Genomic DNA, 25,639 nt, shown 5'->3' on the forward strand with positions numbered 1-25,639 from the left:
CGGGTACGTGAAACAGACTCATCAAGAGTAGTGTCCATACAGTGGACCTCCACTTTTGTCCCGCATAGTGAGACAACTGCGGCGTGTCGCGCTTGCGGATCACCTGCCGAGCAGGCCGCCCCCAACGACCAGCACCTTCGTTCCCGTGCTCGCGCCGAGCACGGAAGAGATCAGGGAAGGCACGTCGGACGGCTCTGTTGCTGTGCTCGGCGCGGTAGCAGTGCTCGGCGCCGGGGCCGGCGCAGTCCCTGAATCTGCGGTTTCGGCCGCGCCCGCGTCCCCGGCTGACATTTCCTCCGGTTCGGTGCCGTCCGATGTGCTTCCCGCGGCATTCGAGCCATCTGCTGGTGCCGGGAGCTGCACGGGCTCCGGCGGCGCAGGCTGGACGGCTTCCTGACCTGCTCCTGCCGGCAGGTTTCCAGCCGTCACGGGCGATCCGTCCTGCGGAACGGCCCCGGCAGGTACCGGGGGCTCGCTTGCACGGGTCTTGCTGTCGGTTCCCGATCCGGGCTCCTTCGCTCCCGGCTTGCCGGCCGAAGTGTCCCCGGCCTTTCCGGAGCGGCTGGGTTCGGGAAGGGCGCGGCTGTGTTCCGCGTCCGCCGACTGCCCGGCGCCAGCGACGGCGGCCGGCCCGGTCTTCCCTATCCACCCCTCGAAAGCGCCGGCCTGTGCCGCGAGGGCGATTCCTGCTGCCGCCGTGACGGCCAGTACCGGCACTCCAACGGCAGCGTTGGCACGCACCGCAGCGCAGGCACGGAACCAGGCCGCGCCAGGGTTTGTCCCTCCTTCGGCCGCCCTGCGGCCGCGGCGCTTTGGGACGCCTCCCCCGGTGGCTGATTCAGGTGCTGGCGTTCCTGTCACGCCGACATTGGACATGATTCCCCTCAAATTCGCGGATTGGAACAGCCCAGTCTAGTCGCCGAGGGTGACGCCACCGTCTTCCGGCGTGTCATGCTACGGCCCGGGCACCGGCCAATCCATGAGTTTTGAGCGGATCAGGAACCGCTTCCCTTCAGGTGCCTCGACGGAGAATCCGCTGCCCCGGCCGTCCACCACATCCACCGTCAGGTGAGTATGCGACCAGTAGGAGAACTGCTCCCGGGACATCCAGAATTCCAGCGACCAGCCGCCGCCGGGCGCATCCCCGACGCCGCCGGATCCGCCGTCGGACAGGCCGCCCGCGCCGTCGCCGGACAGGCCGCTCGCGCCGCCGTCGATCTCGAAGACGCCCAGCAGCACATCGGAATCCCCGGTGTTGAATTCCCCGGCCGGGTAGCACATGGGCGAGGAACCGTCGCAGCAGCCTCCGGACTGGTGGAACATCAGGGGGCCGTGCCGACGCCGGAGTTCGCGCAGCAGGTCAAGGGCAGGCGCCGTGAGCGCCACCCGGGAGAAGTCCTCCCCAGGCAGCGTCACGGCGGCCTCAAGTGCCTGGGACATGACCTAGAAGAATCCCAGCTTGTTTTCGTCGTAGCTGACCAGCAGGTTCTTGGTCTGCTGGTAGTGCTCGAGCATCATCGCGTGGTTTTCGCGTCCGATGCCCGAGGACTTGTAGCCACCGAACGCGGCGCCTGCCGGGTAAGCGTGGTAGTTGTTCACCCAGACCCGGCCGGCCTGGATTTCCCGGCCCGCCCGGTACGCGACGTTGCCGTTGCGGGACCAGACGCCGGCGCCAAGGCCGTACAGGGTGTCGTTGGCGATACCGATGGCGTCGTTGTAGTCGCTGAAGCGGGTCACGGAAACCACCGGGCCGAAGATCTCTTCCTGGAAGATCCGCATCCTGTTGTGGCCTTCGAAAATGGTCGGCTGCACGTAGTAGCCGGCTGCCAGGTCCCCGGGAAGCTCGGCCCTGGCACCGCCCGTGAGCACCTTGGCGCCTTCCTGCTTGCCGATGTCGATGTAAGAGAGGATCTTCTCCAGCTGGTCGTTGGAGGCCTGGGCGCCGATCTGGGTGTCGGTGTCCAGCGGGTTGCCCTGGATGATCCTGTTGGTCCGGGCCACGGCATCGGCCATGAAGGAGTCGTAGATCCCCTCCTGCACCAGGGCGCGCGAGGGACAGGTGCAGACTTCGCCCTGATTGAAGGCGAACAGGGTGAAGCCTTCCTGGGCTTTGTCGTAGAAGGCGTCGTTCTGCGCCGCGACGTCCTCGAAGAAGATGTTGGGGCTCTTGCCGCCGAGCTCCAGGGTGACCGGGATCAGGTTGTTGGCGGCGTACTGGCTGATGAGCCGGCCCGTGGTGGTCTCGCCTGTGAAGGCGATCTTGCGGATCCGGGGGCTGGACGCGAGCGGCTTGCCGGCCTCCACGCCGAAGCCGTTGACGACGTTCACGACGCCGGCGGGAAGCAGGTCCGCGAGGAGTTCGATCAGGACCAGGATGGATGCCGGGGTCTGCTCGGCGGGCTTGAGGACAACAGTGTTGCCGGCGGCGAGCGCCGGGGCGAGCTTCCAGACGGCCATCAGGATCGGGAAGTTCCACGGGATGATCTGGCCCACCACGCCGAGCGGTTCGTGGAAGTGGTAGGCGGTGGTGTCGTCGTCGAGCTGGGAGAGGTGGCCTTCCTGCGCGCGGATGGCGGCAGCGAAGTAGCGGAAGTGGTCCGCGGCCAGCGGGATGTCCGCGTTCAGGGTTTCCCGGACAGCTTTGCCGTTGTCCCAGGTCTCGGCCACGGCCAGCAGTTCGACGTTGTCATCGATGCGGTCCGCGATCCTGTTCAGGACGGACGCTCGCTCCGTTGCGGAGGTCCTGCCCCAGGACGGTGCGGCCTTGTGCGCGGCATCCAATGCCAGTTCGATGTCCTCCGCGGTGCCCCTGGCCACCTCGCAGAACGCCTTGCCCGTCACCGGGGTGATGTTTTCGAAGTACTGCCCTTTGACCGGGGCCACCCACTCGCCGCCGATCCAGTTTTCGTAGCGGTCCTTGAACGTGACCTTCGATCCCTCGGTGCCGGGCTGTGCGTAGATTGCCATTGCTAGCTCCTTTGCTGCGCATGGTGGTTGACTGCGCCTTCAGCGTAGGAGCGGGGAGGTTGCAAGCAGGTTGCGGGGTCAGGCCGACAGTTCGCTGTCGATCCGTTCCAGTTCGGCGACGACGGCGGCCCGCCTGGGCGAGCGCGGCGGCAGCAGCTTGAGCGCGGCAAGCCGCACCCCGGCGTCGTCCGCTGCCTCGGGCAGGGCCGCGTACTTGAGGAGGGAATCCGCGCTGCCGTCCGTGAGCACCGCCTCCCGGAGGAGGGTGGAGACGCGCTGCCGGAGTTCGACGACGCCGGGCGCCTCCGAGCGCGGCAGCACGGCGCCGCGGTAGATCTCCAGGGCGATCCGGTGCGCCCCGCGCTGCAGGCAGCCCAGGACCTGGCCTGAGTCCGGGAACAGCTCGACCGGCAGGCGGTACGGGCGGGAACCCGGCACGGCATCGGGGCTCAGCTCCTGCAGGATCTTGCGAAGCCGCACCATCTCGGCCCTGAGCGTGACGGGCGAGCCGTCTCCGGGATAGAGCCGGGCGCAGAGTTCGTCCGCGCTGAGCCCCTCCGGGTGCAGGCTCAGCAGGGCAAGGATCTCGCTGTGCCGGCCGGAAAGCCGGACCGTGCGGCCCGCGATGCTGAGCAGGGCGTGCTCGCGGCCGAGGAGTTGGAGGCTGTTGCGATAAAGCGGGTCCGGGTCCTTCCGCACGGCCGCCTGCCGCGCGGCTGCCTGGTTTCCCTCAGGTGCCGGCGCCTTCTGGCGGACGCCGTCCCTCGCCCGCTGCAGCCGTTCGATCCGAAGGTGCGCCTGCGCGGCCGCGACGGTGGCCTCGACGAGGGACAGCGTGTGCGGGGCGACAGCGGTCTCCGAACCGGTGATGTCCACGACGCCCAGCAGCGCACCGGTGTCCGGGTCATGGAAGGGCACGGCCGTGCAGCTCCAAGGGTGGACCGCACGTTTGTAGTGTTCCGCGCCTGAGATCTGGATGCTGCGCCCCAGTGCCAGCGCCGTGCCGGGGGCGCTGGTTCCCACGGACGCCTCGGACCAGTCGGCGCCCGCGACGAACAACATGCTTTCGGCCCTGCGTTGGAGGGCCGGGTCTCCGTCCACCCACAGCAAGCGGCCGAGGCCGTCGCCCACGGCGACCACCAGTCCGCTGTCCTGGCCGGGCTGGACCAGCAGCTTGCGGATCACCGGCATGACGGCGGCCAGCGGGTGCCCGCGGCGGTAGTCCTCCAGCTGGTCAACGTCCATCGCCAGAGGCGCCGCGGCGGTATCCGGGTTGGCCTGCAGTGCGGCCGAACGTTGCCACGACTCCCGGACGAGCGGCCGCAGGCCCGGCAGCACCGCGTCGTCGGGAAGGGAAAAGCTGCCGGCTGCCAGGTGCTCGTGCCCCGTCCGGGCGTGCCGCTGCACCAGCCCACGCGGTTCGTTCCCGTGGGCTGCGGAGTGGACGGGGTTCTTCATCGATCTCCCACTGGCAGGCGCCGTTCCGGCTGGAAAGCCCGTCCGGAAAGCTTAGCCGGAAGGAGTCAGCCGCGCGAGATGCGGATCATGTCCTCGCGGGGGACGACCTTCACGCGTTCGCGTTCGATCCCGCGGTCCGGGTTGTCCGCGGTCCACTGGGTGCCGAGCGCGGCCTCGTGCGCGTCCAGCCGGTTCCAGCCTTCCCACGTGGTGTATTCGATGCCGCGTTCCTCCAGCAGGTCCACGATCGCCTGGGGATCCGGTGTCTCAGCCGGCGGCAGGGAAAGCCTGTCCTCAAGCAGGAAGCCGATGGTCTCCAGCGCATCGCCCTTGGTGTGGCCGATCAGGCCCACGGGGCCGCGCTTGATCCAGCCTGTGGTGTAGACGCCCGGCACCGGCTTGCCGTCGGCACCCAGGACACGTCCGCCGTCGTTCGGAATGACGCCGCGGCGGGCGTCGTACTCCAGCTCATCCAGCGCCGAGCCGTGGTAGCCGATGGCGCGGTACACGGCCTGCACGGGGTAGTCGACGAATTCGCCGGTGCCTTTGACGTTTCCGGTGCCGTCCAGCTGCATCCGTTCGAACTTGATCCTGGAAACCTTCCCGGAGCCGTTCTCCGAAACGATCTCCACCGGGCTGTGCAGGAAGTGCAGGTGCAGGCGGCGGGAGGAGGGCTGCTCGGACTCGGCGTGCTCTTCCACCAGCCAGTTGGTGAGCGTGTTCACCATGGTTTTGATCTGGTTGTTGCTGCGGATGGCCTCGTCCGAGGCTTCGTCGAACTCGAAGTCCTCCGGGTAGAGCACGATGTCGACGTCGTTGGCGTGGGACAGTTCGCGCAGCTCGAGCGGGGTGAACTTCACCTGGGCCGGGCCGCGGCGGCCGAAGACGTGCACGTCGGTGACAGGGGAGTTCTTCAGGCCCGCGTAGACATTGTCCGGGATTTCGGTGACCAGGAGGTCATCGGCGTGCTTGGACAGCATGCGGGCCACGTCCAGGGCCACGTTCCCGTTGCCGATGACCGCGATTTCCTTCGCGTCCAGAGGCCATTCCCGGGGCACGTCCGGGTGGCCGTCGTACCAGGAGACGAAGTCGGCGCCGCCGTAGGAGCCCTCCAGTTCGATGCCCGGGATGTCCAGGGCCGCGTCCTTGATGGCGCCGGTGGAGAAAATGACGGCGTCGTAGAAGGAGCGGAAGTCGTGCAGGGTGAGGTCCCGGCCGTAGGTGACGTTGCCGAAGAAGCGGATGTCGCCGCGGTCCAGCACTTTGTGCAGGGCGTTGACGATGCCCTTGATGCGGGGATGGTCCGGGGCCACGCCGTAGCGGATCAGCCCATACGGGGCGGGGTACGCCTCGAAGAGGTCGATGCTGACTTCGAGGTGTCCGTCCTTGACTTCGCTCGATTTGCTCAGGATGTCCGCGGCGTAGACGCCGGCCGGTCCCGCGCCGATGATGGCGACGCGCAATGGACGAGTGGAGCTGTTTTCCGAGTTGGACACCGTGGACCCTCCGTCAGACGAAACCCCTGCAACAATGGCGTGCAGGGCCCCAGTCTAATCCCCGCCACCCGCGCGAAAGCCCGTACGCGAAGCTCCGTGACACGAAGCGCCACGCACCCGGTCGGGGTTCCAGACAGCCTTCCGACCGGCCGTTCAGGAATAGCCCCCAAGGACGTGATGTTATTGGTTCTGTGCCTACGCCCGAACAAGCCCCAGCCGCCCTGCCCGCCAACGCCCTGTCGCCGGAGGCTCCCGCCACGGGCGTTCCTGCCGTGGAACCTGCCGGCGCGGCGAAGGCAGCGAGAAGCGAGACGACGACGGGCATCCTGTACGGCATCGGCGCCTACGGCTTGTGGGGGCTGCTGCCGCTCTACTTCATACTGCTGCAGCCTGCCGGCGCGGTGGAGATCGTGGCCAACCGCGTGGTCTGGTCACTGCTGTTCTGTGGCGCACTCATCGCCGTCACCCGGAACTGGGGCCAACTGGCCAAGGCGTTCAAGGACCGCACCATCTTCGTGCCCCTGGCAGTGGCGGCGCTGCTCATCGCCGTCAACTGGCTCACCTATACCTACGGGATCACCACCGGGCAGGCAGTCGAGGCATCGCTGGGCTACTTCATCAATCCCCTGGTCTCCGTGCTCCTGGGCGTCTTCGTCCTGAAGGAAACCCTCCGCCCGCTGCAGTGGGCCGCCGTCGGTACCGGCTTCGCCGCCGTCGCCGTCCTGACCGTCTCCTACGGCAAGCTGCCCTGGATCGCCCTGGTCCTGGCGTTCAGCTTCGGGCTGTACGGCTTCGTCAAGAAGCGGGTGGGGCCGCGCCTGAACGCCATCACCAGCCTCACGGTGGAAACCGTGGTGCTTGCCCCGTTTGCCGCGGCCACCATGCTGCTCCTGGGCCTGGGCGGAAGCGCCACCCTCGGCAGCCACGGGGCCGGACATTTCTGGCTGCTGCTCTCCTCCGGCGTGATAACCGCAGTGCCGCTGGTGTTCTTCGGCGCCTCGGCCAGCCGGCTGCCGCTGACGACCATCGGCATGCTGCAGTACTTCGCACCGCTGCTCCAGTTCATCGTTGCCCTGGCGGTGCTGCACGAAACCATGACCACGGAGCGTTGGATCGGCTTCGGCATCGTGTGGTTTGCGCTGGCCCTGCTCACGGCGGACATGTTCCGCAACGCACGCAAGAACGCCGCTTTCCGCAAGCAGGCCCGGAACGCCTAAATGGGCATCGAATCCACGCGCTCGTAATCGCGCGGAACCACCACCATGGGCACCGGCAGCGCGCGGAGGATCTTGTTCGCGGTGCTGCCGATAAACAGTTTGTTCTTCTCGCCCAGCCGTGACGAACCGATGATCAGCACTTCGCCTTCCAGCCATTCCAGGCTGTCGATGGCTTCTTCGATGTTGCGTCCGTGCGCGACGGCGACACTCACATCATGGCCTTCGGGCAGGCGGGCGGCGGCGTCGCTGAGGACGGTGTTGGCGTGGCGGTGGGCCGCGTTGGTGGCTTCGCCGCTCTCGTCGGGGCCGGCGTCGAGCGTCACGAGGGAAACCAGGCGCAGCGGCACGCCGCGCCGGTTGGCCGCACCGATGGCGGTGCCGATGGCGGCGTCCGCACCGGCCCGCTGCCCGGTCGCCAAAGTGAACCGGGTGACAGGCTCGGTGCGGTTATAGCCGCGCGGCGCGAGGGCCACGGGTACCGGCGAGGCGTGCAGGAGGGCGTTGGCCACGCTGCCCACGGTGAAACGCTTGAACAGTCCATTGCTGGCAGCACCCACCACGATCAGCCCGGCGTCGTCGCCGGCGGCTTCGATCAGGCCGGCGGCGAATGATTCGGCGGGGACGGGTCGGAAAGCGGCCCCGACGCCGTCGGGCACCAAGGCCAGGCTGTCCCGCTCCGCACTGAGGATGGCTTGTTCGGCCGGGGTCGCGGCGGCGCCTTCGGGATAGAGCCCCGCGTAGGGAGTGTGCGGATCCACCACGTGGACGATGTCCAGGGAAGCGTCCTGGGCCCGGGCCAGGGAGGCGGCAAGGGCAACGGCGTCCGCGCCGCGCTCCTTGGACGAATAACCAACGACGTATCGCATGTAATTACCCCTCTTTGGGTAGCTCAGCAACGGCAGTTCCGTAGTGTGAACTCTACGGTTTCCGCCGGCCGCTGCCCAGTATCGCCGCCTGCCCGGTGCCGCCCCCTAGGCCCGGCCCGGCACCCGAACAACGCTGAGCACTTTTGTTCATTTGCATTGAGAGCGCACAGATTCCGGACATAGCGTGACTCCGATCACCCTTCCCCACGACCTGGAGGCGCCGTTGTCCCCCTTCGACCTGTCCCCGTTTGAACTGAACCGCCGCACCCTTCTGACACTCATGGGAGCCGCGGCAGTGTTCGCCGGCACCGCACCGGCCGCCGCCGTAGCGAGCGAGGACCCGCTCGCGGATCTCATCGCCCGCCGTCGCCTCATGCTGGCCGGCGACGGTAGCGCCGCCGCCGTTCCGGAGCTCGCGGAGGCACTGAAGGCCATGAGCGGAAGCGCCGCGGCCACCTGGAAGTCCATGATCACGCCCAGCGGCACCTCGGGCCTCTGGGCCGACCTCCCGCTGGCCGGGATCGGAAGCGCCGCCGATGCCACGGGAAACATGGGTGTGAGCTTCAACCGGATCTACGAGCTCGCCCTGGCCTACAGCACGGCGGGCTCGGAGCAGCACGGCGACACCACCCTCGCTGAGGACCTGGTTTCAGCCCTGTCCTACCTGAGCACCACGGCCTACAAGGCCGGGATGCGCCCCGCCGGCAACTGGTGGTTCTGGGAGATCGGGGTGCCGCGCAGGGCCGCGGACATCCTGGTCCTTCTGCATGACCTGGTCCCCGGGGAGCTGCGGACCTCCCTGATGGCCGCCGCCCGCTACTTCACCACGGACCCCAACTGGCGCGGGCGCGGCACGGGTTTCGCCGAGACCGGGGCCAACCGGACCGACAAGGCCCTCTCCTGCGCCCTGCGCGGCATCCTGGACGGACGCCCCGACGAGATCGCCCTGGCCCGCGATGCCCTGAGCGACACGGTGGGCGGCGGTCGGAACAGCGTGTTCGGCTACGTCACCAGCGGCGACGGCTTCTACACGGACGGCTCCTTCGTCCAACACAGCTACCTTCCCTACGTGGGCACCTACGGCGTGGTGACCCTCGGCGGCATCGCCGAGATCCTGGGGCTGCTGGGCGGCAGCGGCTGGGACGTCACCGACCCGAAGAAGTCCGTGGTCCTTGACGCCGTGGAAGCCTCCTACGCCCCGTTCATCTGGAACGGCCGGATGATGGACGCCGTGCGGGGCAGGGCCGTGTCCCGGCAGAAAAACCCCGACTACGTGGACGGCGCTGCAGCCCTCACGGCCATCCTGCTGCTCGCCCCGGGCGCCGGCGAACCATACCGCGGCCGGTACCTTGCGCTCGTCAAAGGCTGGCTGCAGCGCGCCAGCCTCACCCTCTACGGGCTGCCGGGCCAGAGCATCGCCAAATCGCTCCTGGTGACGTCCGCGCTGGCAGATACCGCCGTCGCCGCCGCTCCAGCACCCCTCTACACCAAAGCCTTCGGAGACCAGGACCGGCTGGTGCACCATCGCCCCGCTTTCAGCTCGGTAGTGAACATCTCCTCGAAGCGGATCGGCCGCTACGAGTGGGGGAACTTCGAAAACAACCTCGGCTGGTACCAGGGCGACGGCATGACTTTCTACTACATCCCCGCGGCCCCGGACCAGTACAGCGCCGACTTCTGGCCCACCGTGGACCCCTACCGCCTGCCCGGCACCACCGTGACGGCGGAACCGCGCGTCAGCGGCGCCGCGAACGGCACCGGCATCCCCCGGGCGTTCCAGGCTTTCGCCGGCGGCCTGGACCTTGACGGACGCTGGGGTATCCAGGGCATGGACCACCTGAACTTCAACAAGACCCTGGGCGCCCGGAAGTCCTGGTTCTTCCTGGACGACAAAGTGGTGTGCCTCGGCGCAGGAATCACCTCGGCCTCCGGCCACGAGGTCTTCACCACCGTGGACAACCGCTCCTTCGCGCCCGGCACCGTGCCGGAGATCCGCACCGACAGCCGGAACCGCGTCCTGGCTGCCGGCAGCGCCGCCGTCAAGGCCAAGCGCAACGTCCACATCATGGGGCACGGCGGCTACGTCTTCCTGCCCGGGGAGAACGTCAGCGGAGACATCGGCGTGCAGGTCATCCGGCGCACGGGTGACTGGAAGACCATCAACTCCGGTTCGGACACTGGCGGCAGCGACGAGGTGAAGACCCGAGACTACGTGACCATCACCCACCACCACGGAACCAACCCGCAGGGCGGCGGCTACGCCTACGTTGCCTTCCCGGGCGCGGAACACTCCGTGACCTTTACCGAATCGGATGAGCCGACCATCGAGGTGCTGGCCAACAACGCCGTCGCGCAGATGATCCGGGACGGCAGCCAAGGGCTGCTGCTCGCGAACTTCTTCGCTGCCACCGCGGCCGGGCAGCCAGTCCAGGGCGTCACCAGCAGTGGTCCCTGCTCCCTGGCGGTGCATCAGGAGAAGGACAGGGTGACGGTGGCGCTCTCGGACCCGAGCCGCACCCAGTCCCCCGCCCAGGTGACGCTGGACGGCGTGGCCGCCAACGCCGTCGTCGAATCCGATCCCGGCGTCACGCTGCTCAGCACCTCGCCGTTGACCCTGGAGTTCGGCCTCGACGGGCACGGCCACGCCAAGCGGGTGGTCCTCTCCCGCTGAGGCCTCGCGCCCGGGGGCGTTAACGCAAAGAGCGGACACAGGATCGCTGTGTCCGCTCTTTTGCGAGGCCAGACGTCTTTGTCCGTCTGGAGGCATTGGTGGGGACTAGGCGTTGGCCTTGATGGCCTTGGCCAGGACCTCGAGGCCGTCCAGCAGCACGTCGTCGCTGATGACCAGCGCCGGGAGCAGGCGGATGACGTTGCCGTAGGTGCCGCAGGTGAGGATGATGACACCCTCGGCGAGGCAGGCGGCGGCAACGGTCTTGGTGAGCTCCGGGTTCGGTTCCTTGGAACCGGGCTGTACGAGTTCGATGGCAAGCATGGCGCCGCGGCCGCGGACGTCGCCGACCACGGAGACTTCCGAAGCGAGTTCACGCAGCTTGCCGAGGGCGAGCTCTTCGATGTGGCGGGCACGGGCATTGAGGTCGTACTGCTCCATGGTGCCGATGGCAGCAAGCGCTGCAGCACAGGCAACCGGGTTGCCGCCGTAGGTGCCGCCGAGGCCGCCCGGGTGGACGGCGTCGAGCAGGTCGGCGCGGCCGGTGATCGCGGACAGCGGCATGCCGCCGGCGATGCCCTTGGCCATGGTGATGATGTCCGGGACAACACCTTCGTGGTTCACGGCGAACCATTCACCGGTGCGGCAGAAGCCGGACTGGACTTCGTCGGCGATGAAGACGATGCCCTTTTCCTTGGCCCAGGCAGCCAGTGCCGGGAGGAAACCTTCGGCCGGGACGATGAAGCCGCCCTCGCCCTGGATCGGTTCGATGATGATCGCGGCAACCTGGTCCCCGCCGATCTGCTTCTCGATGGCGAGGATGGCACGCTTTGCGGCCTCGGCGCCGGTAATCTCCGGGTTTTCCTCGCGGAACGGGTAGCTCATCGGCATGCGGTAGACCTCGGGCGCGAACGGGCCGAAGTTGGTCTTGTACGGCATGGCCTTGGCGGTCAGCGCCATGGTCAGGTTGGTGCGGCCGTGGTAGGCGTGGTCGAAAGCGACGACGGCGTCACGGCCCGTGGCCAGGCGGGCCACCTTGACGGCGTTTTCCACGGCTTCGGCACCGGAGTTGAAGAGCACGGTGCGCTTCTCGTGGTCGCCCGGGGTGAGGCGGTTCAGCTGCTCGGCGACCGCGACGTAGCCCTCGTACGGGGTCACCATGAAGCAGGTGTGGGTGAAGTGCGCGGTGGCTTCCTGGACGGCGGCGACGACGGCGGGGTCGGATGCGCCGACGCTCGTCACGGCGATGCCGGAGCCGAGGTCGATGAAGGAGTTGCCGTCGACGTCGCGGATGATGCCGCCGTCGGCGTCTTCAACGTAGACCGGGACGCCGGAAGCGACGCCGGCGGCGACGACGGCGGAGCGGCGGGCGGCCAGTTCCTGGGATTTCGGGCCCGGGAAGGCGCCGTTGATGTTGCGCTTCTGCTCAAGGCGGTAGGTGAGCTCAGGTGCGGTTGCAGTCATTGGTGTTTCTTTCTTTGCTGAATCTCGTAAGACTCGGGTGTTCAGGCGTCGAGGGAGGACATGACGTGCTTGATGCGCGTATAGTCCTCGACGCCGTACATGGAGAGGTCCTTGCCGTAGCCGGACTGCTTGAAGCCGCCGTGCGGCATTTCGGCGGTCAGCAGGATGTGGGTGTTGATCCACACCGCGCCGAAGTCCAGGTCGCGGCTGACGCGCATGGCGGTGCCGTGGTCCGTGGTCCAGACGCTGGAGGCCAGGGCGTATTCGACGTCGTTGGCCAGCTCGACTGCCTCGGCCTCGGTGGTGAACTTCTGGACCGTGATGACCGGGCCGAAGGTTTCCTTCTGGACAATGTCATCGTCCTGGTGGGCCCCGGTGATGATGGTGGGCTCGAAGAAGAAGCCCTTCTCACCCGCACGGTGGCCGCCGGTCTCGATCCGGCAGTGCGCCGGCAGGTGCTCCACCACGGAGCTGACGGCGTTGAAGTGGTTCACGTTGTTGAGCGGGCCGAAGTAGTTGTCTTCGTCGTTCTGCGAACCGGTCTGCAGGGTCTTGGTGTGTTCGACCATGGCTGCGACGACCTCGTCGTGGACCGAGTCCTCGATCAGCACGCGCGTGATGGCCGTGCAGTCCTGGCCGGCGTTGAAGAAGGCGAACTCGGCAATGGCCGCGGCGCTCTTCTTGATGTCGGCGTCCTTGAAGACAATGGCCGGGGCCTTGCCGCCAAGCTCCAGGTGGGCCCGCTTGAGGCCCTTCGCTGCGCTCGCGGCGACGGCGATGCCGGCGCGCACGGAACCGGTGATGGAGACCAGGCCAGGCACCTTGTGCTCGGTCATCAGGCTGCCGGTGGCGGCGTTGCCGAGGACCACGTTGACGACGCCGGCCGGGAAGATCCCGCCGATCAGCCGGGCCAGCACCAGGGTGGATTCCGGGGTGGTGTCCGAGGGCTTGAGGACCACGGTGTTGCCCGCGGCCAGGGCCGGGCCGAGCTTCCAGATGGCCATCAGGAACGGGTAGTTCCACGGGGCCACCTGGGCCACGACACCGATCGGTTCGCGGCGGACGTAGGAGGTGTGGCCCTCGAAGTACTCGCCGGCGGACTTGCCTTCCAGGAGGCGTGCGGCGCCGGCGAAGAAGCGGAGCTGGTCCGCGCCTGCGGCGACTTCCTCGGAGGCGATCAGGGAGCGGACCTGGCCGGTGTTGCGGTGCTGGGCCTCGACGAGCTCGTCGCTGTTGGCCTCGACGGCGTCGGCAAGCTTGAGGAGGAGCAGCTGGCGCTGGCCGGGGGTCACGTGCTTCCACGTGGTGAATGCTTCCTTGGCTGCATTCATGGCGGCGTCGATATCCGCGGACACCGAAATGGGCGACTTTGCGACCACTTCGCCGTTCGTCGGGTTCACGACGTCCAGCAGCTCGGTGCCTGCAGGCGTGACGAACTCCCCGTTGATGAAGTTCTGCAAGGTTTGGACCACGGTGTACAACCCTCTTTCGGTGTCTAGGTGTTGTTGGCAGCACGGTGCTGTCCACAGCCAGGTGTCATTTGCAGCCCTGTGTTGTCTACAGCACAGTCGAGCCTATGCCAGCAGTACGCCGTAAGGAATAGCCAGCTGCACACCTGGCGCAGGGGCTCTTAGTGCGAATGACCAGCGCCGGGCTATCCTTTTTTCCATGGCAATGTCCCTCTCCGCCCTGCTGGCCGTACCGTCCCTGAACCTCCGCAAGGCCGGACTCGCGGAAACCACCTGGAACTCGGACATCCGCTGGGTGGCCGTGACTGAGCTGGAGGATCCGCAGCGCTTTCTCAACGGCGGCGAACTCATCCTCACCACGGGACTGCGGCTCAACGGCGCCACGGAACAGCGCCGCTTCGTCCGCCAGGCGCAGCGCGCCGGGGCCGTTGGCATCGGTTTCGGCACGGGCCTGAGCCACGAAACCGTCCCGCCGGCGCTGGTTGCCGAGGCCAACCGCTGGGGCCTGCCCCTCGTGGAAGTCCCCTACGAAACCCCGTTCATCGCCATCGGCAAGCTGGTTGCCGACTCCCAGTCCGCCGACCATTACTCCAAGCTGGAACGGCTCATCGCGGGCCACCAGATCCTGGCCCGCGCGCTGCTCACCGGCGGCGGTCTCGGTGAACTCCTCAAGCAGCTGGGCAGCATGCTGCGCACCGACGTCGCGCTCACGCAGTTCAGCGCCCAGCTCTACAACAGCGCCCCGGGAGCTCCCGCCCCGACCACCGAAAACTGGTCCTCCTACCCCATCCCCACCGGCCGCCGCGACGCCTGTACGCTCTGGCTGCGCCACCCCTTCGGCGACACGGGAATCGTGGGCTACGCGCAAAACCTCATCAGCGTCGAACTGAACAACATGGTCAAGCAGCGCCAGAGCCAGCGGGCGCTGGCAGGGCAAGTGCTGGACGACGTCATCCACGGCACCCTGGACACGATCGAGGCGGCACGCCGCCTCGCCGGCGTCGGGATCAACAGCACCCGCAAGAACGTGGTGCTGCTGGCGGTTTCCAGCGCCCACCACAAGCAGCTCGGCAGCACCTCGCTGCCGCAGTCCCTCGACGGCGCGGTGAGCGCCGTCGTCGGGAAGGACCTCGTGACGGTGGTGCCCGACGACGGCTCCTCCGCGAGCGCCCTGGCCAAGGACCTCAGCGAGCACCTGCTGGAGGCCGGGATCCACGCGCTGATCGGGATCGGCGGCGCGTACACGAAACCGAACGGCGTGCGCTGGAGCTACTTCGAGGCCCGCGACGCCGTGGCCCACGGCCTGCCCGTCAACGAACCCGAACGGCTCAGCCTCACCTCCCTGCTGCTGGCCAGCGAAGATGTCCCGCTGGCGGACATGGCTGCCGAAGCCCTCACTCCCTTGCAGAAGTTCGACGCCGCGCACGGCTCCGAACTCGTGGCGACCTTGGAAAGCTACCTGAACCACAACGGTTCGGTGGCGGCGGTGGCCGAGGCGCTGACCCTGCACCGCAACACGGTGCGGTACCGGCTGGCCCAGATCACCGAGCTCAGCGGCTATGACCCCGCGCAGACCGCGGACCGCGTGCAGCTGTGGCTGGCCCTGGCCGTGCAGCGGCTCGGTGCCCGCCAGCCGCGGTAAGGCACCCCCGTCACGCCCGCCGTCCGACTGCCCGCCTGCCCACCTGGAGAGCTTCGCCACAAAAGTCGGCATCAAAAACATCAAACGTCTAACCTTTAGAGCATGGCGACTTCGATACCTTCCCAGACCGTGCCCCCTTCCGCCCTGCCCAAACGCAAGCTCGTCGTCGTCGCCGGCGTCGTGGCGGTTGCCCTGATCGGCCTGAACCTGCGCGCCGGGATCACCAGCGCCGCCTCGCTCTTCCACGAGCTGCAGGAGGTCCTGGGCTACGGGGCGGTAGTCGCCTCGATCCTGCCCACCATTCCGCTGCTGTGCTTCGCCTTCGCGGGAATGGCCACGCCCTGGCTGGTGCGGAAGACCGGCGTCGAGAAGGCGATCCTGCTTTCCCTGGCCCTGCTGGCCGCCGGGCTGCTGGTCCGCGGCGTTCCCACCACGGGCGCCCTGCTGGGCGGGACCGTGCTGGCCATGTGCGGGCTCGCGGTGTGCAATGTGGCGATGCCCGTCTTCATCCGCGAGCACTACGCTGCGAAGACCCCGGTGATGACAGGCCTCTACACCTTCACCATGTCGGGCGGCGCCACCATCGCCGCGTCGGTGAGTGTTCCCATGGCGCAGCAGCTCGGCTCGCCGTCGCTCGGACTTGCTGCGTGGGGGATCCTGGGCGTCGCCGCCCTGCTCGGCTTCCTTCCCATGGTGGTGCACACCCACCGCAAGGCCGCCCGCAGGGATGCCGAACGCGTGTCCATGTGGCCCATGCTGCGCACCCGCCACGGCCTGCTGATCACCGCGGTCTTCACCTTCCAAGGGTTCCTGGCCTACGGCGTGATGAGCTGGTTCGCCTACCTCCTGACCAACCGCGGCCTCGGCGCCGCCGAAAGCGGCCTGCAGTTCGGCCTGATGCAGATCGTCTCGGTGGTCGCCGGCATGGCGTTGCTGGCCTTCGGCTCCCGGCCCGGCATGCTGCGCCCCGCCTTCTACCTGGCCAGCTCCACCACCCTTGCCGGAATCGTGGCCATGCTGCTGCTTCCGGTGACCTGGGCCGCCGTGCCTGCCGTGCTGACCGGATTCGGCCTGGGCGTCTTCCCGCTCGTGCTGATGGTGATCAGCCGCAGCGGGCGTTCGACGGCGGAAACCACCGCGCTCTCCACGGTGGCCCAGTCGCTGGGGTACCTGATCGCGGCGGCCGGACCGTTTGGCGTCGGCCTGCTGCACAGCGCGAGCGGCGGCTGGACCCTGCCCCTCGGCCTGCTGATCGTGGCCTCCCTCGCGCTGATGGTCTCCTGCCATCTGATGACCGCCAAGGGTGTCCTGCCCCAGGCCGGACGGAAGAGCGTCGCATGAGCCTGACCCCTGTGCACCGCCCCGTCCTCGCCGACGAGGTCACCGCCCGCCTCCGGACCATGATCCAGTCCGGTGAATGGCCGCTGGAACAGCGGATTCCCGCCGAGCCGGAACTGATGGCACAGCTCTCTGTCTCCCGCGGCACCCTGCGCGAAGCGATCAAGGCACTGGCCCACAGCGGCATGCTGGAAGTCCGCCGCGGGGACGGCACCTACGTCCGCGCCACGAGCGAGATGTCCGGGGCCGCGCGGCGCATGTACAAGGAGCACACCCCGCAGCATGTGCTGGAGGTCCGGCTGGCCCTGGACACCCAGGCCGCGCGACTGGCCGCAGGCAACGCCACGGCTGCGGACATCGGGGCGATGCGCGGACTGCTGCGCACCTGGCGGGAGGCGTGGGCAGCCGGGGACTTCGACACCTGGGCCAAGGCCGACTGGACGTTCCATGACCTGGTGGCCAAGGCCTCGGGCAATCCGCTGCTGCATGAGCTCTACGCGAGCTTCAGCGGCGCCCTCCATGCCGACCTCCTCATCCAGCGCCAGCGAGCCGGCTTCAATGGTGTGCCGGAGGCGGGCCATGACGAACTCGTGGACGCAATCGAGGCACGGGACGCGGCGGCCGCCGTCGAAAGCGTCAACCGGAACCTGGACTCCTGCGCGGAGTGGCTAGGACGTTGATGGGTAGGCCAGAAGCTAAAGGGCGGACCGGCTGCTGACGGTTCCCGGCGCGTCGCGGAAGCGGGCATCGATAAGCACAACCTCGCGCCCCTCGCGGTGCAGCAGGCTAGCCGCCACGCCGGCGCGGTATCCGGAACTGCAGTACACCCAGGTCCGTCGATCCGGAAGCTCGGCCATCCGGGCAAGGAGCTGATGCAGGGGAACGCTCACTGCACCGGCCACATGCGAAGCCGCGAACTCCTCGGCACGGCGGACATCCAGCAGCGTGTCCTCCTCGCCGCGGTCCTGCATGAATCCCGGCCAGTCCGTCCGCGGGTAGCCGGTCAGCGGCACGTCCGGGGCCAGGGCTCCCGGATCATCGCCCACCGCCACGTCCGGGGACTCGATGCCGATCCGGGCCAGGTCGCGGATGGCCTGCTCCACGTCTTCCCGTGAACCGGCCAGCGTCAACGGCTGGCCCCACGGCAGCACCCAGCCCAGGTAACTGGTGAAGCTGGATCCGCTGCCGTATTCGAAACTGGCGCTGCCACGCAGGTGGCTGGCCGCGAACGCCACCCTGTTGCGAAGGTCCACCACCCATTCCCCGGCTTCGAGCCTGTTCCGCAGCTCGCCCGGGTCCACGCTGTCCGGGACGGCCACCGATGCTGGCCCCGGCCCGGCCTCGTTAAGCGGGCGCATGTGCGCGTAGTAGGAAGGGTAGGCGGCCACGGCAGCCAGCAGCCCGGCCACGAAATGCTCCTCGTCCGGGTCGGTCAGTGCATGGTTGGAAGCCAGCTGCTCCCCGATCGTTGAAGCCCGGGCCCTGGACGGCGGGCCGCTTGAACAGAAGGATCCGAAGCCGTGCGTGGGGTAGAGCTCCGCGTCCGGCCCGGCGTCCGCGGCGAGCCGGTGCACCGAGGCGTACTGCTCATGGGCGAGGCCGGCGGTGTCGGCCGCCGTCACAAGGTCCGTGCGGCCCACCGAGCCGTAAAGCAGGCTTCCGCCGGAGAACACGGCCCGGCGGCCGGCGTCGGGCCCGTCAGTCTCTTCCACGACGTAGGCGAGGTGCGTATGCGTGTGGCCCGGGGTAGCGAGCACCTTCACGGACAGCCGGCCCACGCGGAACAGCTGCCCGTCCCGGACCGGCTCACGTTCGAAGGCGACCGCGTCCGCGGCGTTCACGAGGTAACGGGCCCCAAGCGCCCGCGCCAGGTGCAGCCCGCCGGTGACGTAGTCGTTGTGGATGTGTGTTTCGGCAACGTGCGTGATGGTGACGCCGGCGTCGCGGGCGGCCGCCTCGATCCGGTCGGTATCCCGCTGGGGGTCGATCACCAGGCCCACCTGGCCGTCATGCACGAGGTAGCTGCGATCCCCAAGCTGGGTCGTTTCGATGACGACGACGTCCATGCTTCAGCTTAAAGCAACGCGGGGTCACTTACGGCCCGTTCCGGCCCCCCGGATGGGCTGTAAGTGACCCCGCGTTGGCGGTGCCAGGTGTTGGCGGTGCTAGACGTTGGCTGCGACGCCGTCGCGGGAGATGTCCACCATCTCGTCGCGGGCAACAACCTTGATTCGTTCGCGCTGGACCTCGACGCCGTGCGAGGTGCCGGCCTCGGTGGCCGCCGCGCCGAGAGCGAGCTCGTGGGCGTCCAAGGCGAGCCAGCCTTCCCAGCTGGTGTACTTGACGCCGCGTGCGTCGAGCAGTTCGACGACGGCGTCCGCCTCCGGAACGGCTGCGAACGGCAGGTTTTCGCGGTCTTCCAGCAGGTAGGTGACGGTCTCGAGGGCGTCACCCTTGGTGTGGCCGATCAGGCCGACGGGGCCGCGCTTGATCCAGCCGGTGGCGTACAGGCCGGGGACGTGCTCTCCCGAAGCGTCCAGCACGCGGCCGCCGTCGTTGGTGACGACGCCCTTCTTGTGGTCGAACTCGACGTCCGGCAGGGCCGAACCGAAGTAGCCGATGGCGCGGTACACGGCCTGGACCGGGTAGTCGATGAACTCGCCGGTGCCGCGGGCGTTGCCGGTGCCGTCCAGTTCGGTGCGTTCGAACTTGATGCCTGCCACCTTGCCGGGGGTTTCCGCGGAGTCCACGATCTCCACCGGGCTGTGCAGGAAGTGCAGGTGCAGGCGGCGGGAAGCCTTGAGCTCGGAGAGGTCCTCGGGCTGTTCGGCGATCCAGTTGGTGAGGGTGCCAACCATGGTCTTGACCTGGTTGTTCTTCTGGATGGCCTCGTCGGAAGCCTCGTCGAACTCGAAGTCCTCGGCGTAGAGGATGATGTCCACGTCCTTGGAGTGGGACAGTTCGCGCAGTTCCAGCGGGGTGAACTTCACCTGGGCCGGGCCGCGGCGACCGAAGACGTGCACGTCGGTGACGGGGGAGTTCTTCAGGCCCGCGTAGACGTTGTCCGGGATTTCGGTGACGAGGAGGTCGTCAGCGTGCTTGGAGAGGACACGGGCCACGTCCAGGGCCACGTTGCCGTTGCCGAGGACGGCGATTTCCTTGGCCTCGAGCGGCCATTCGCGGGAGACGTCCGGGTGGCCGTCGTACCAGGAGACGAAGTCGGCGCCGCCGTACGAACCGTCGAGTTCGATGCCGGGGATGTTCAGGTCGGCGTCCTTGATGGCGCCAGTGGCGAAGATGACGGCGTCGTAGTGCTTGCGGAGGTCCTCAATGGAGAGGTCCGTGCCGTAGTCGACGTTGCCGAAGAAGCGGATGTCGCCGCGGTCCAGCACCTTGTGAAGGGCGTTGACGATGCCCTTGATACGGGGGTGGTCGGGGGCCACGCCGTAGCGGATCAGGCCGTAGGGTGCCGGGTAGCGGTCGAAGAGATCGATGCTGACGTTCAGCTCGCCGCTCTTGACGGCTTCGCTCTTGGTGAGGATGTCCGCGGCGTAGACGCCGGCCGGGCCGGAGCCGATGACGGCAACGCGCAGCGGGCGCTCGATGGATCCTACGGTGGTGCTTGATGACACGGCTGTGTTCCTTATCTTCGGCGCGGGGCTAGAGGGCTGCTGCCCGGGGTTTGTTCGGAGTCAAAGTGCTGTAATCGGCGGTCTTGAAGTGTGCGGGGGCGAAGGGGCTGACACGCACGACGTCGCCGATCACCACCACTGCGGGATTGGCCACACCGCTGGCTTCAGCCTGGCCGGCGATGCTTGCCAGGGTGCCGATGGTGACGCGCTGTTCGGGCATATAGCCGTTCTCTACGATACCCACCGGCGTGTCCAGGGGCATTCCGGAGGCGGCGAGGGCGGCCGTGGATTCGCGGAGTTTGGCCACGCCCATGAGCAGGATCACAGTATGGTCAGGGCGGGCGGGGACTTCGGCGAGTTCCTCATGGCCGGTCACCACGCTGAAGCCCTTGGCCAGACCGCGGTGGGTCACCGGGATACCGGCGGCGGCCGGGACGGAGATGGCGGACGTGACACCGGGGACGACCTCGACCTCGACGCCGTTCTGCCGGCAGAATTCCGCTTCCTCGCCGCCGCGTCCCAGCACGTACGGGTCGCCGCCCTTGAGCCGGACCACGCGGTGACCGGCGAGGGCCTCGTCCACGAGGATGCGGTTGATTTCGGTCTGGGGCACCGGGTGGTGGCCGGGAGTCTTGCCGACCTCGATGATGCGGACCTCGGGGGCGAGTTCGCCCAGCAGTTCACGCGGGCCGAGGCGGTCTGCCACGACGACGTCGGCCTGGGCCAGAAGCCGGCGTCCCCGGACGGTGATGAGCCCGGTGTCGCCGGGACCGCCGCCCACGAGGGCGACGGAACCCTGGTGCGCGCGCTTGCGGCGCAGCGGCAGGTCGCCGGTTTCGAGGGCGGTAGCGACGGCGTCGCGCAGGGCCATCGCGCGGCGCGGGTCTCCCCCGGCGTTGACGGCGATCTTGACGTCATCGACGACGGCGACGGCGGGGGTCCAGGCTGCGGAGGATTCGTGGTCGGAGGCGTTGACGCACCAGATGCGCTGCGCCTCGGCGTCGGCGGCAACCTGGGCGTCCACGGCGGCAACGCCGGTGGCGGTCTGCACGAACCACACGCCGTCGACGTCCGGCGAGCGGTAGTCCCGGGCTTCCCAGGCGAGCAGCCCGGCGTCGGCGAGTTCGCGGAGCGCGGGAGAGGCAACGGGCGCGACGACGGTGACTTCGGCCCCGGCGTCGAGCAATCCCTTGGCGCGGCGCGCGGCAACGGGGCCGCCGCCAACCACCAGCACGGGGCGGCCGAGCAGGCGCAGTGCCGTGGGATAGATGTCCTGTATTGCCATGCAAAGACTGTAGGGCCGGGCCGTAACATGCTTCAAAGCCCCGGAAACACCGGTTAACGCTAGGTAATCCTGCGTCACATTGCTACTTGCGGTCATTCGTCGCCCCAGTGCGAGGGCACTTCCAGGTCGGGGGGCAGAAGTGTTGTGCGGCTCCCCCTGGCGGCATTGAGCTGCATCTGCGTCAGATACAGGGCCTTCGACAGGTCCGCGCCCTCAAGGCGGGCGTCCCTGACGTCGGCGCCGAGCAGATCCACGCCCGACAAGTCGCTGTTCCGCAGATCCGCAGCAATGAGGTACGCCCCCCTGAGATCCGCCCCGCACAAACGGCGGAACGCGAGGTTCCTGCCCACCAGGTCCGCTCCGGGCTTCAGCTCCGAATCCAGGTGGTCGCCCCCGGCAGCAAAGTAGGAGGCCCGCACTTCCTCGCTGACCTCCATCAGCGCTGCCCTCACCCGGGAATGGAGATCTTGCATATCCAGCGCAATGAGTTGCGGCAGGCCGCCGCCGAGTGCTTTCCCGATCGTGTCCCGGAACCGGGCCACGCGATCGGAGGCATCGGGATCGAACGTCCGTTCCTGGGCTTCGGCAAGATGCCAGAGCATTTCATGAAGCTGGCGCGCGGCCTTGAACGCGACGAACATTTCGTCCTTGGTGCCGGGCGCCTCAAGCCAGCTCTTTCCGGCGAAATACCCTTGCGATACGTTCTGGCCGGCCCCGAAGCAATCAAAGACGGTGCAGCCGCGGAAGCCCCTCGGGCGCAAGCGGTCGTGGATGGTGCAGGAGAAATCGGATGCCAGGTTCCGGCATGGCGTACCTGCGGGTTTGTCGAGGGCAAAGTCTGCGGAACGTAAGAATCCGAAGGCTGTGCAGCAGAGGGCGAAGCAATTTGCGCAGTCGGGTCGCAGGGATTGCCGGTCGAGGACAGGCGAAGAAGGCTTCGCGGATGTCGCTTGCATGTGGTCTTCCAGTGGTGAGTCGGGCCGGCGGCGAGGGGAATTCCACATGGAATTCCCCTCGGTGGCGCACGGAATCACCGCTCCCCTAAGGAGCGAGCTGGAAGCGCTAAAAGGGCTCTGGGTCACAGAGAAAAATGAAAAGTCACTGCGGCCAGAATACCTGACCGCCGGGTTCCCGATTGCAGAGCTCGCCGGGGTCCCGGCTGCCCTTAGCGGGCGGCCTCCCAGCCCAGCGCCGGGGCGATATGCCGCGCGACGTTGTCCAGCAGCTTCGCGTTGTACTCGACGCCGAGTTGGTTCGGGACCGTGAGCATGAGGGTGTCGGCTGCTTGCACCGCTGCATCCTTGGCGAGTTCCCCGGCCAGGGCGTCGGGTTCTCCGATGTAGCTCCTGCCGAAGCGGGACAGGGCGCCGTCCAGCATGCCCACCTGGTCGCGGCCATCCACCTGTGCACGGAGGCCGAAGTAGTGGCGGTCCTCGTCGTCGACCACGGGCAGCACGCTGCGGCTGACGGAAACGCGCGGCTCGAAACCATGCCCGGCGGCGGCCCAGGCCTCGCGGTAGAGCCGGATCTGCTCGGCCTGCAGTTGGTCGAAAGGAACACCTGTGTCCTCGGTCAGCAGGGTGGAACTCATCAGGTTCATGCCCTGCTCGGCCGCCCACACCGCGGTCTTCCGGGTTCCGGCGCCCCACCAGATCCGCTCGGGCAGCCCCGGCGCGGTGGGCTGGACGGGAAGGAGACCGGTGCCGCCGCCGGCGTAGGACGGGTCCGCTTGCGCCACTCCGTGCCCGGCAATCGCGTGGCGGAAGAGCTCCGTGTGGCGACGCGCCATGGCCGCCGGGTCCTCGCCGTCGGCCGGTACATAACCGAAAGCGGCCGCGCCGTTGAGTGCCGGTTCGGGTGAGCCGCGGCTGATGCCCAGCTGCAGCCTGCCGCCGCTGATCAGGTCCGTGGCCGCAGCCTCCTCTGCCATGTACAACGGGTTTTCGTAGCGCATGTCGATCACGCCGGTGCCCATCTCGATCCGGCTGGTGCGGGCAGCGATGGCGGAGAGCAAGGGGAAGGGCGCAGCCTGCTGCCTGGCGAAGTGGTGGACCCGGAAGAACGCGCCGTCGATGCCGATCTCCTCGGCGGCCACCGCGAGCTCGATGCCCTGCAGCAGCGCGTCCCTGCCCGTCTGCGCCCGGGAGCCCTGGGCGCGGCCCCAGTGTCCGAAGGAAAGGAAGCCGATGCGCTTGGGGTGCGGTGTCATGTCCGGATCAACACCGGCACCGGCCGGGGAATTCCTGCGGCGGCATGGCTGTGGTCCGGCGCCAGGGAAACGCAAGAGCCCGACGGCGGAAGGTCGCCGTCGGGCTCTGAAGTTGCGTTATGCGGTGGGGCCACCCCGGCAGGGTTACCTGGCGAGCGAAGCGAGGACAGGGAGCCGGTGGGGACTAGCGGGTGCCGCCGGCGAGCAGGCCGCGGCGCTGCAGGAGCCGCTTCTCGATCGGCCCGAAGACCAGCAGTTCGATCAGGATGCCCACGGCGAGGATCAGCAGGATCGCGGACATCACGGTGGCCATGTCCGAAAGCAGGCGGCCCTGGTCGAGCAGGGAGCCCAGGCCGAAGCCGATGCTGCCGCCGGTGGCAATGATTTCGGCCGCCATCAAGGAGCGCCAGGAGAAGGCCCAGCCCTGCTTGAGGCCGCCGATGTAGCCGGGCAGCGCCGCGGGAAGGACGATCTGCAGGGCCATCTGGAGCCGGTTGGCGCCGAGGACCTTGCCCACACTGCGGTACTGCGGCGGGATCTGGTCCACGCCGGAGATCAGCCCGTTGATGATGGACGGGATGGCGCCCATCAAGACCACGAAGTACACGGTGGCATCGGTCAGCCCGAACCAGATGATGGCGGCCGGGACCCAGGCCACGGACGGCAGCACCTGCAGGCCGGAGATCAGCGGCCCGAAGGCACGGCGCAGCGGCGCAGCCTGGGCCAGGATCAGGCCGACCGGCGTGGCAACGACCACGCTGATCAGGAAGCCTACGAGCCCGCGCTGCAGCGAGGTCCACACCGATTCCTGGACCTTGCCTTCACCCCACAGCACGCCCATCTGACCCAGTACGTCCAGCGGTCCGGGCACGAGGTCGCGGCGCTTCAGGCCCAGCGAAACGTAAAACTGCCACACGAGGATCAGCACCACGAGGGCGGCGATGGGCAGCAGCACGCGGCTCCAGTCGATGCCGGCCTTGGCCTGGGTGTCCGACTGGAGCTTGTCCAGGCCGGCTTCGAGATCGCGCAAGTCCTCCGGATTGCCCTTGAGGACGGGCGAGGTGATGTGCTCGCTGGGTTCGGTCACGGGGCGGACGTCCTGTTCAGTTGGCATGGCGGCGGATCTCCTCGCGCAGGCGGCGGGTAATGGTCGCGGTGAGTTCCCCGGCCTGGCCCGCGTCCGTGCGGTGTTCCTCGGTGACGTCCCATTCGGCCACCACGCGGCCGGGACGGGAGGACAGCAGCAGCACGCGCTGGCCCAGGCGGACCGCTTCGCGCACGTTGTGGGTCACGAACACGATGGTCCGGCCGGTTTCCTTCCAGATCCGCTCCAGTTCATCGTGCAGAAGGTCGCGGGTGATGGCGTCGAGCGCAGCGAAGGGCTCGTCCATGAGCAGCAGCTGCCGGTCCTGCGCCAGCGAACGGGCCAGGGCCACACGTTGGCGCATGCCGCCGGACAGTTCATGCGGGCGCTTGTCCCCGGCCCCGCCCAGGTGCACGAGTTCCAGCAGCTCGCTTGCGCGGGCGCTGCGCTCTGCCTTGCTGCTGCGCTTGCCGGAGTTCTTGTCCGCGAGCTGCAGGGCGAGTTCGATGTTGCCGCGGGCGGTCAGCCACGGGAACAGCGCCGAGTCCTGGAACATGAAGGCGGCGCCGTCGCCCGGCACTTCCAGGGCACCCGACGTCGGCTGTTCCAGTCCGGCGAGGATGTTCAGCAGGGTGGATTTGCCGCAGCCGGAGGCACCGAGGAGGGCAACGAACTCGCCCTTCGCGATGGTGGCGTTGACGTCGTCGAGCACCGGGGCGCCGTCGCCGAAGCGTTTACCCAGATGTTCCAGTACGACTGGCATGATCCCGTCCTTTGCGTAGCTTGCGTTAATACGAGTTGTGGCTTCCCGGGCCGTGGTGGCCCGGGAAGCCGGGGGTTTGTG

At 68.1% G+C, this 25,639-nt stretch carries 20 protein-coding genes; 5 read left to right on the forward strand and 15 right to left on the reverse strand.

Features of this window, described 5'->3' with window-relative positions:
• Positions 1-99: 99 nt before the first annotated feature.
• The 5 genes from ACZ9CK_RS13635 to ACZ9CK_RS13655 all read right to left on the reverse strand — a co-directional run bounded on the left by ACZ9CK_RS13635 (position 100) and on the right by ACZ9CK_RS13655 (position 5,921).
• Positions 100-861, reverse strand: coding sequence for a hypothetical protein (locus ACZ9CK_RS13635; RefSeq protein WP_476050196.1), 762 nt, complete (start codon positions 859-861; stop codon positions 100-102).
• Positions 862-954: 93 nt separating this feature from the next.
• Complete coding sequence (locus tag ACZ9CK_RS13640; RefSeq protein WP_476050197.1) at positions 955-1,440, reverse strand: DUF779 domain-containing protein; 486 nt, start codon at positions 1,438-1,440, stop codon at positions 955-957.
• Between the two features lie 3 nt (positions 1,441-1,443).
• A complete protein-coding gene (exaC, locus tag ACZ9CK_RS13645; RefSeq protein ID WP_476050198.1) occupies positions 1,444-2,967 on the reverse strand; it encodes an acetaldehyde dehydrogenase ExaC in 1,524 nt (507 codons plus the stop codon).
• Between the two features lie 78 nt (positions 2,968-3,045).
• A complete protein-coding gene (locus ACZ9CK_RS13650) occupies positions 3,046-4,425 on the reverse strand; it encodes a GAF domain-containing protein (RefSeq protein ID WP_426299321.1) in 1,380 nt (459 codons plus the stop codon).
• Between the two features lie 65 nt (positions 4,426-4,490).
• Entirely contained in the window at positions 4,491-5,921 is a 1,431-nt protein-coding gene (locus ACZ9CK_RS13655; protein WP_426299323.1) for an FAD-dependent oxidoreductase, read from the reverse strand.
• A 182-nt stretch (positions 5,922-6,103) separates the two neighbouring features.
• Between ACZ9CK_RS13655 and rarD the strand changes: the two genes are divergently transcribed.
• On the forward strand, positions 6,104-7,138 hold the full coding sequence (rarD, locus tag ACZ9CK_RS13660) for an EamA family transporter RarD (RefSeq protein WP_476050907.1): 1,035 nt from the start codon (positions 6,104-6,106) through the stop codon (positions 7,136-7,138).
• Here the strand turns inward: rarD and ACZ9CK_RS13665 are convergent.
• Positions 7,135-8,004 (reverse strand): universal stress protein, encoded by an 870-nt coding sequence (locus ACZ9CK_RS13665; protein ID WP_476050199.1) that lies wholly within the window; start codon positions 8,002-8,004, stop codon positions 7,135-7,137. The genes rarD and ACZ9CK_RS13665 overlap by 4 nt on opposite strands.
• A 184-nt stretch (positions 8,005-8,188) precedes the next feature.
• Between ACZ9CK_RS13665 and ACZ9CK_RS13670 the strand changes: the two genes are divergently transcribed.
• Positions 8,189-10,675, forward strand: coding sequence for a polysaccharide lyase 8 family protein (locus tag ACZ9CK_RS13670; protein ID WP_476050200.1), 2,487 nt, complete (start codon positions 8,189-8,191; stop codon positions 10,673-10,675).
• A 105-nt stretch (positions 10,676-10,780) separates the two neighbouring features.
• Here ACZ9CK_RS13670 and gabT read toward each other — a convergent pair whose 3' ends face one another.
• A complete protein-coding gene (gabT, locus tag ACZ9CK_RS13675) occupies positions 10,781-12,136 on the reverse strand; it encodes a 4-aminobutyrate--2-oxoglutarate transaminase (protein ID WP_476050201.1) in 1,356 nt (451 codons plus the stop codon).
• Between the two features lie 41 nt (positions 12,137-12,177).
• Positions 12,178-13,608, reverse strand: a complete 1,431-nt coding sequence (locus ACZ9CK_RS13680; RefSeq protein ID WP_426299331.1) for a gamma-aminobutyraldehyde dehydrogenase — start codon at positions 13,606-13,608, stop codon at positions 12,178-12,180.
• A gap of 196 nt (positions 13,609-13,804) precedes the next feature.
• Between ACZ9CK_RS13680 and ACZ9CK_RS13685 the strand changes: the two genes are divergently transcribed.
• The 3 genes from ACZ9CK_RS13685 (at position 13,805) to ACZ9CK_RS13695 (ending at position 17,265) form a co-directional block, all read left to right on the forward strand.
• On the forward strand, positions 13,805-15,247 hold the full coding sequence (locus tag ACZ9CK_RS13685; RefSeq protein WP_426299333.1) for a PucR family transcriptional regulator: 1,443 nt from the start codon (positions 13,805-13,807) through the stop codon (positions 15,245-15,247).
• Between the two features lie 102 nt (positions 15,248-15,349).
• Positions 15,350-16,588, forward strand: a complete 1,239-nt coding sequence (locus ACZ9CK_RS13690) for an MFS transporter (protein WP_426299335.1) — start codon at positions 15,350-15,352, stop codon at positions 16,586-16,588.
• Positions 16,585-17,265, forward strand: coding sequence for a FadR/GntR family transcriptional regulator (locus ACZ9CK_RS13695; protein WP_476050202.1), 681 nt, complete (start codon positions 16,585-16,587; stop codon positions 17,263-17,265). Before ACZ9CK_RS13690 ends, ACZ9CK_RS13695 begins: the two co-directional genes overlap by 4 nt.
• A gap of 15 nt (positions 17,266-17,280) precedes the next feature.
• Here the strand turns inward: ACZ9CK_RS13695 and ACZ9CK_RS13700 are convergent, their stop codons facing one another.
• The 7 genes from ACZ9CK_RS13700 to ACZ9CK_RS13730 form a co-directional block, all read right to left on the reverse strand.
• On the reverse strand, positions 17,281-18,651 hold the full coding sequence (locus ACZ9CK_RS13700) for an MBL fold metallo-hydrolase (RefSeq protein WP_476050203.1): 1,371 nt from the start codon (positions 18,649-18,651) through the stop codon (positions 17,281-17,283).
• A gap of 99 nt (positions 18,652-18,750) precedes the next feature.
• Complete coding sequence (locus ACZ9CK_RS13705; RefSeq protein ID WP_426299341.1) at positions 18,751-20,217, reverse strand: FAD-dependent oxidoreductase; 1,467 nt, start codon at positions 20,215-20,217, stop codon at positions 18,751-18,753.
• Positions 20,218-20,245: 28 nt separating this feature from the next.
• On the reverse strand, positions 20,246-21,502 hold the full coding sequence (cobA, locus tag ACZ9CK_RS13710) for a uroporphyrinogen-III C-methyltransferase (RefSeq protein WP_426299343.1): 1,257 nt from the start codon (positions 21,500-21,502) through the stop codon (positions 20,246-20,248).
• Between the two features lie 92 nt (positions 21,503-21,594).
• A complete protein-coding gene (locus ACZ9CK_RS13715; RefSeq protein WP_476050204.1) occupies positions 21,595-22,458 on the reverse strand; it encodes a pentapeptide repeat-containing protein in 864 nt (287 codons plus the stop codon).
• 209 nt (positions 22,459-22,667) lie between these two features.
• A complete protein-coding gene (locus ACZ9CK_RS13720; RefSeq protein WP_476050205.1) occupies positions 22,668-23,711 on the reverse strand; it encodes an LLM class flavin-dependent oxidoreductase in 1,044 nt (347 codons plus the stop codon).
• Between the two features lie 184 nt (positions 23,712-23,895).
• Positions 23,896-24,825 carry an ABC transporter permease gene (locus ACZ9CK_RS13725; RefSeq protein WP_426299349.1) on the reverse strand — a complete coding sequence of 310 codons (930 nt, stop codon included), beginning with the start codon at positions 24,823-24,825 and terminating at the stop codon, positions 23,896-23,898.
• Positions 24,815-25,558 carry an ABC transporter ATP-binding protein gene (locus tag ACZ9CK_RS13730; RefSeq protein WP_426299351.1) on the reverse strand — a complete coding sequence of 248 codons (744 nt, stop codon included), beginning with the start codon at positions 25,556-25,558 and terminating at the stop codon, positions 24,815-24,817. The genes ACZ9CK_RS13725 and ACZ9CK_RS13730 overlap by 11 nt, the downstream gene beginning before the upstream one ends.
• Positions 25,559-25,639 lie beyond the last annotated feature (81 nt).

The organism is Arthrobacter sp. TE26545 (assembly GCF_056279005.1).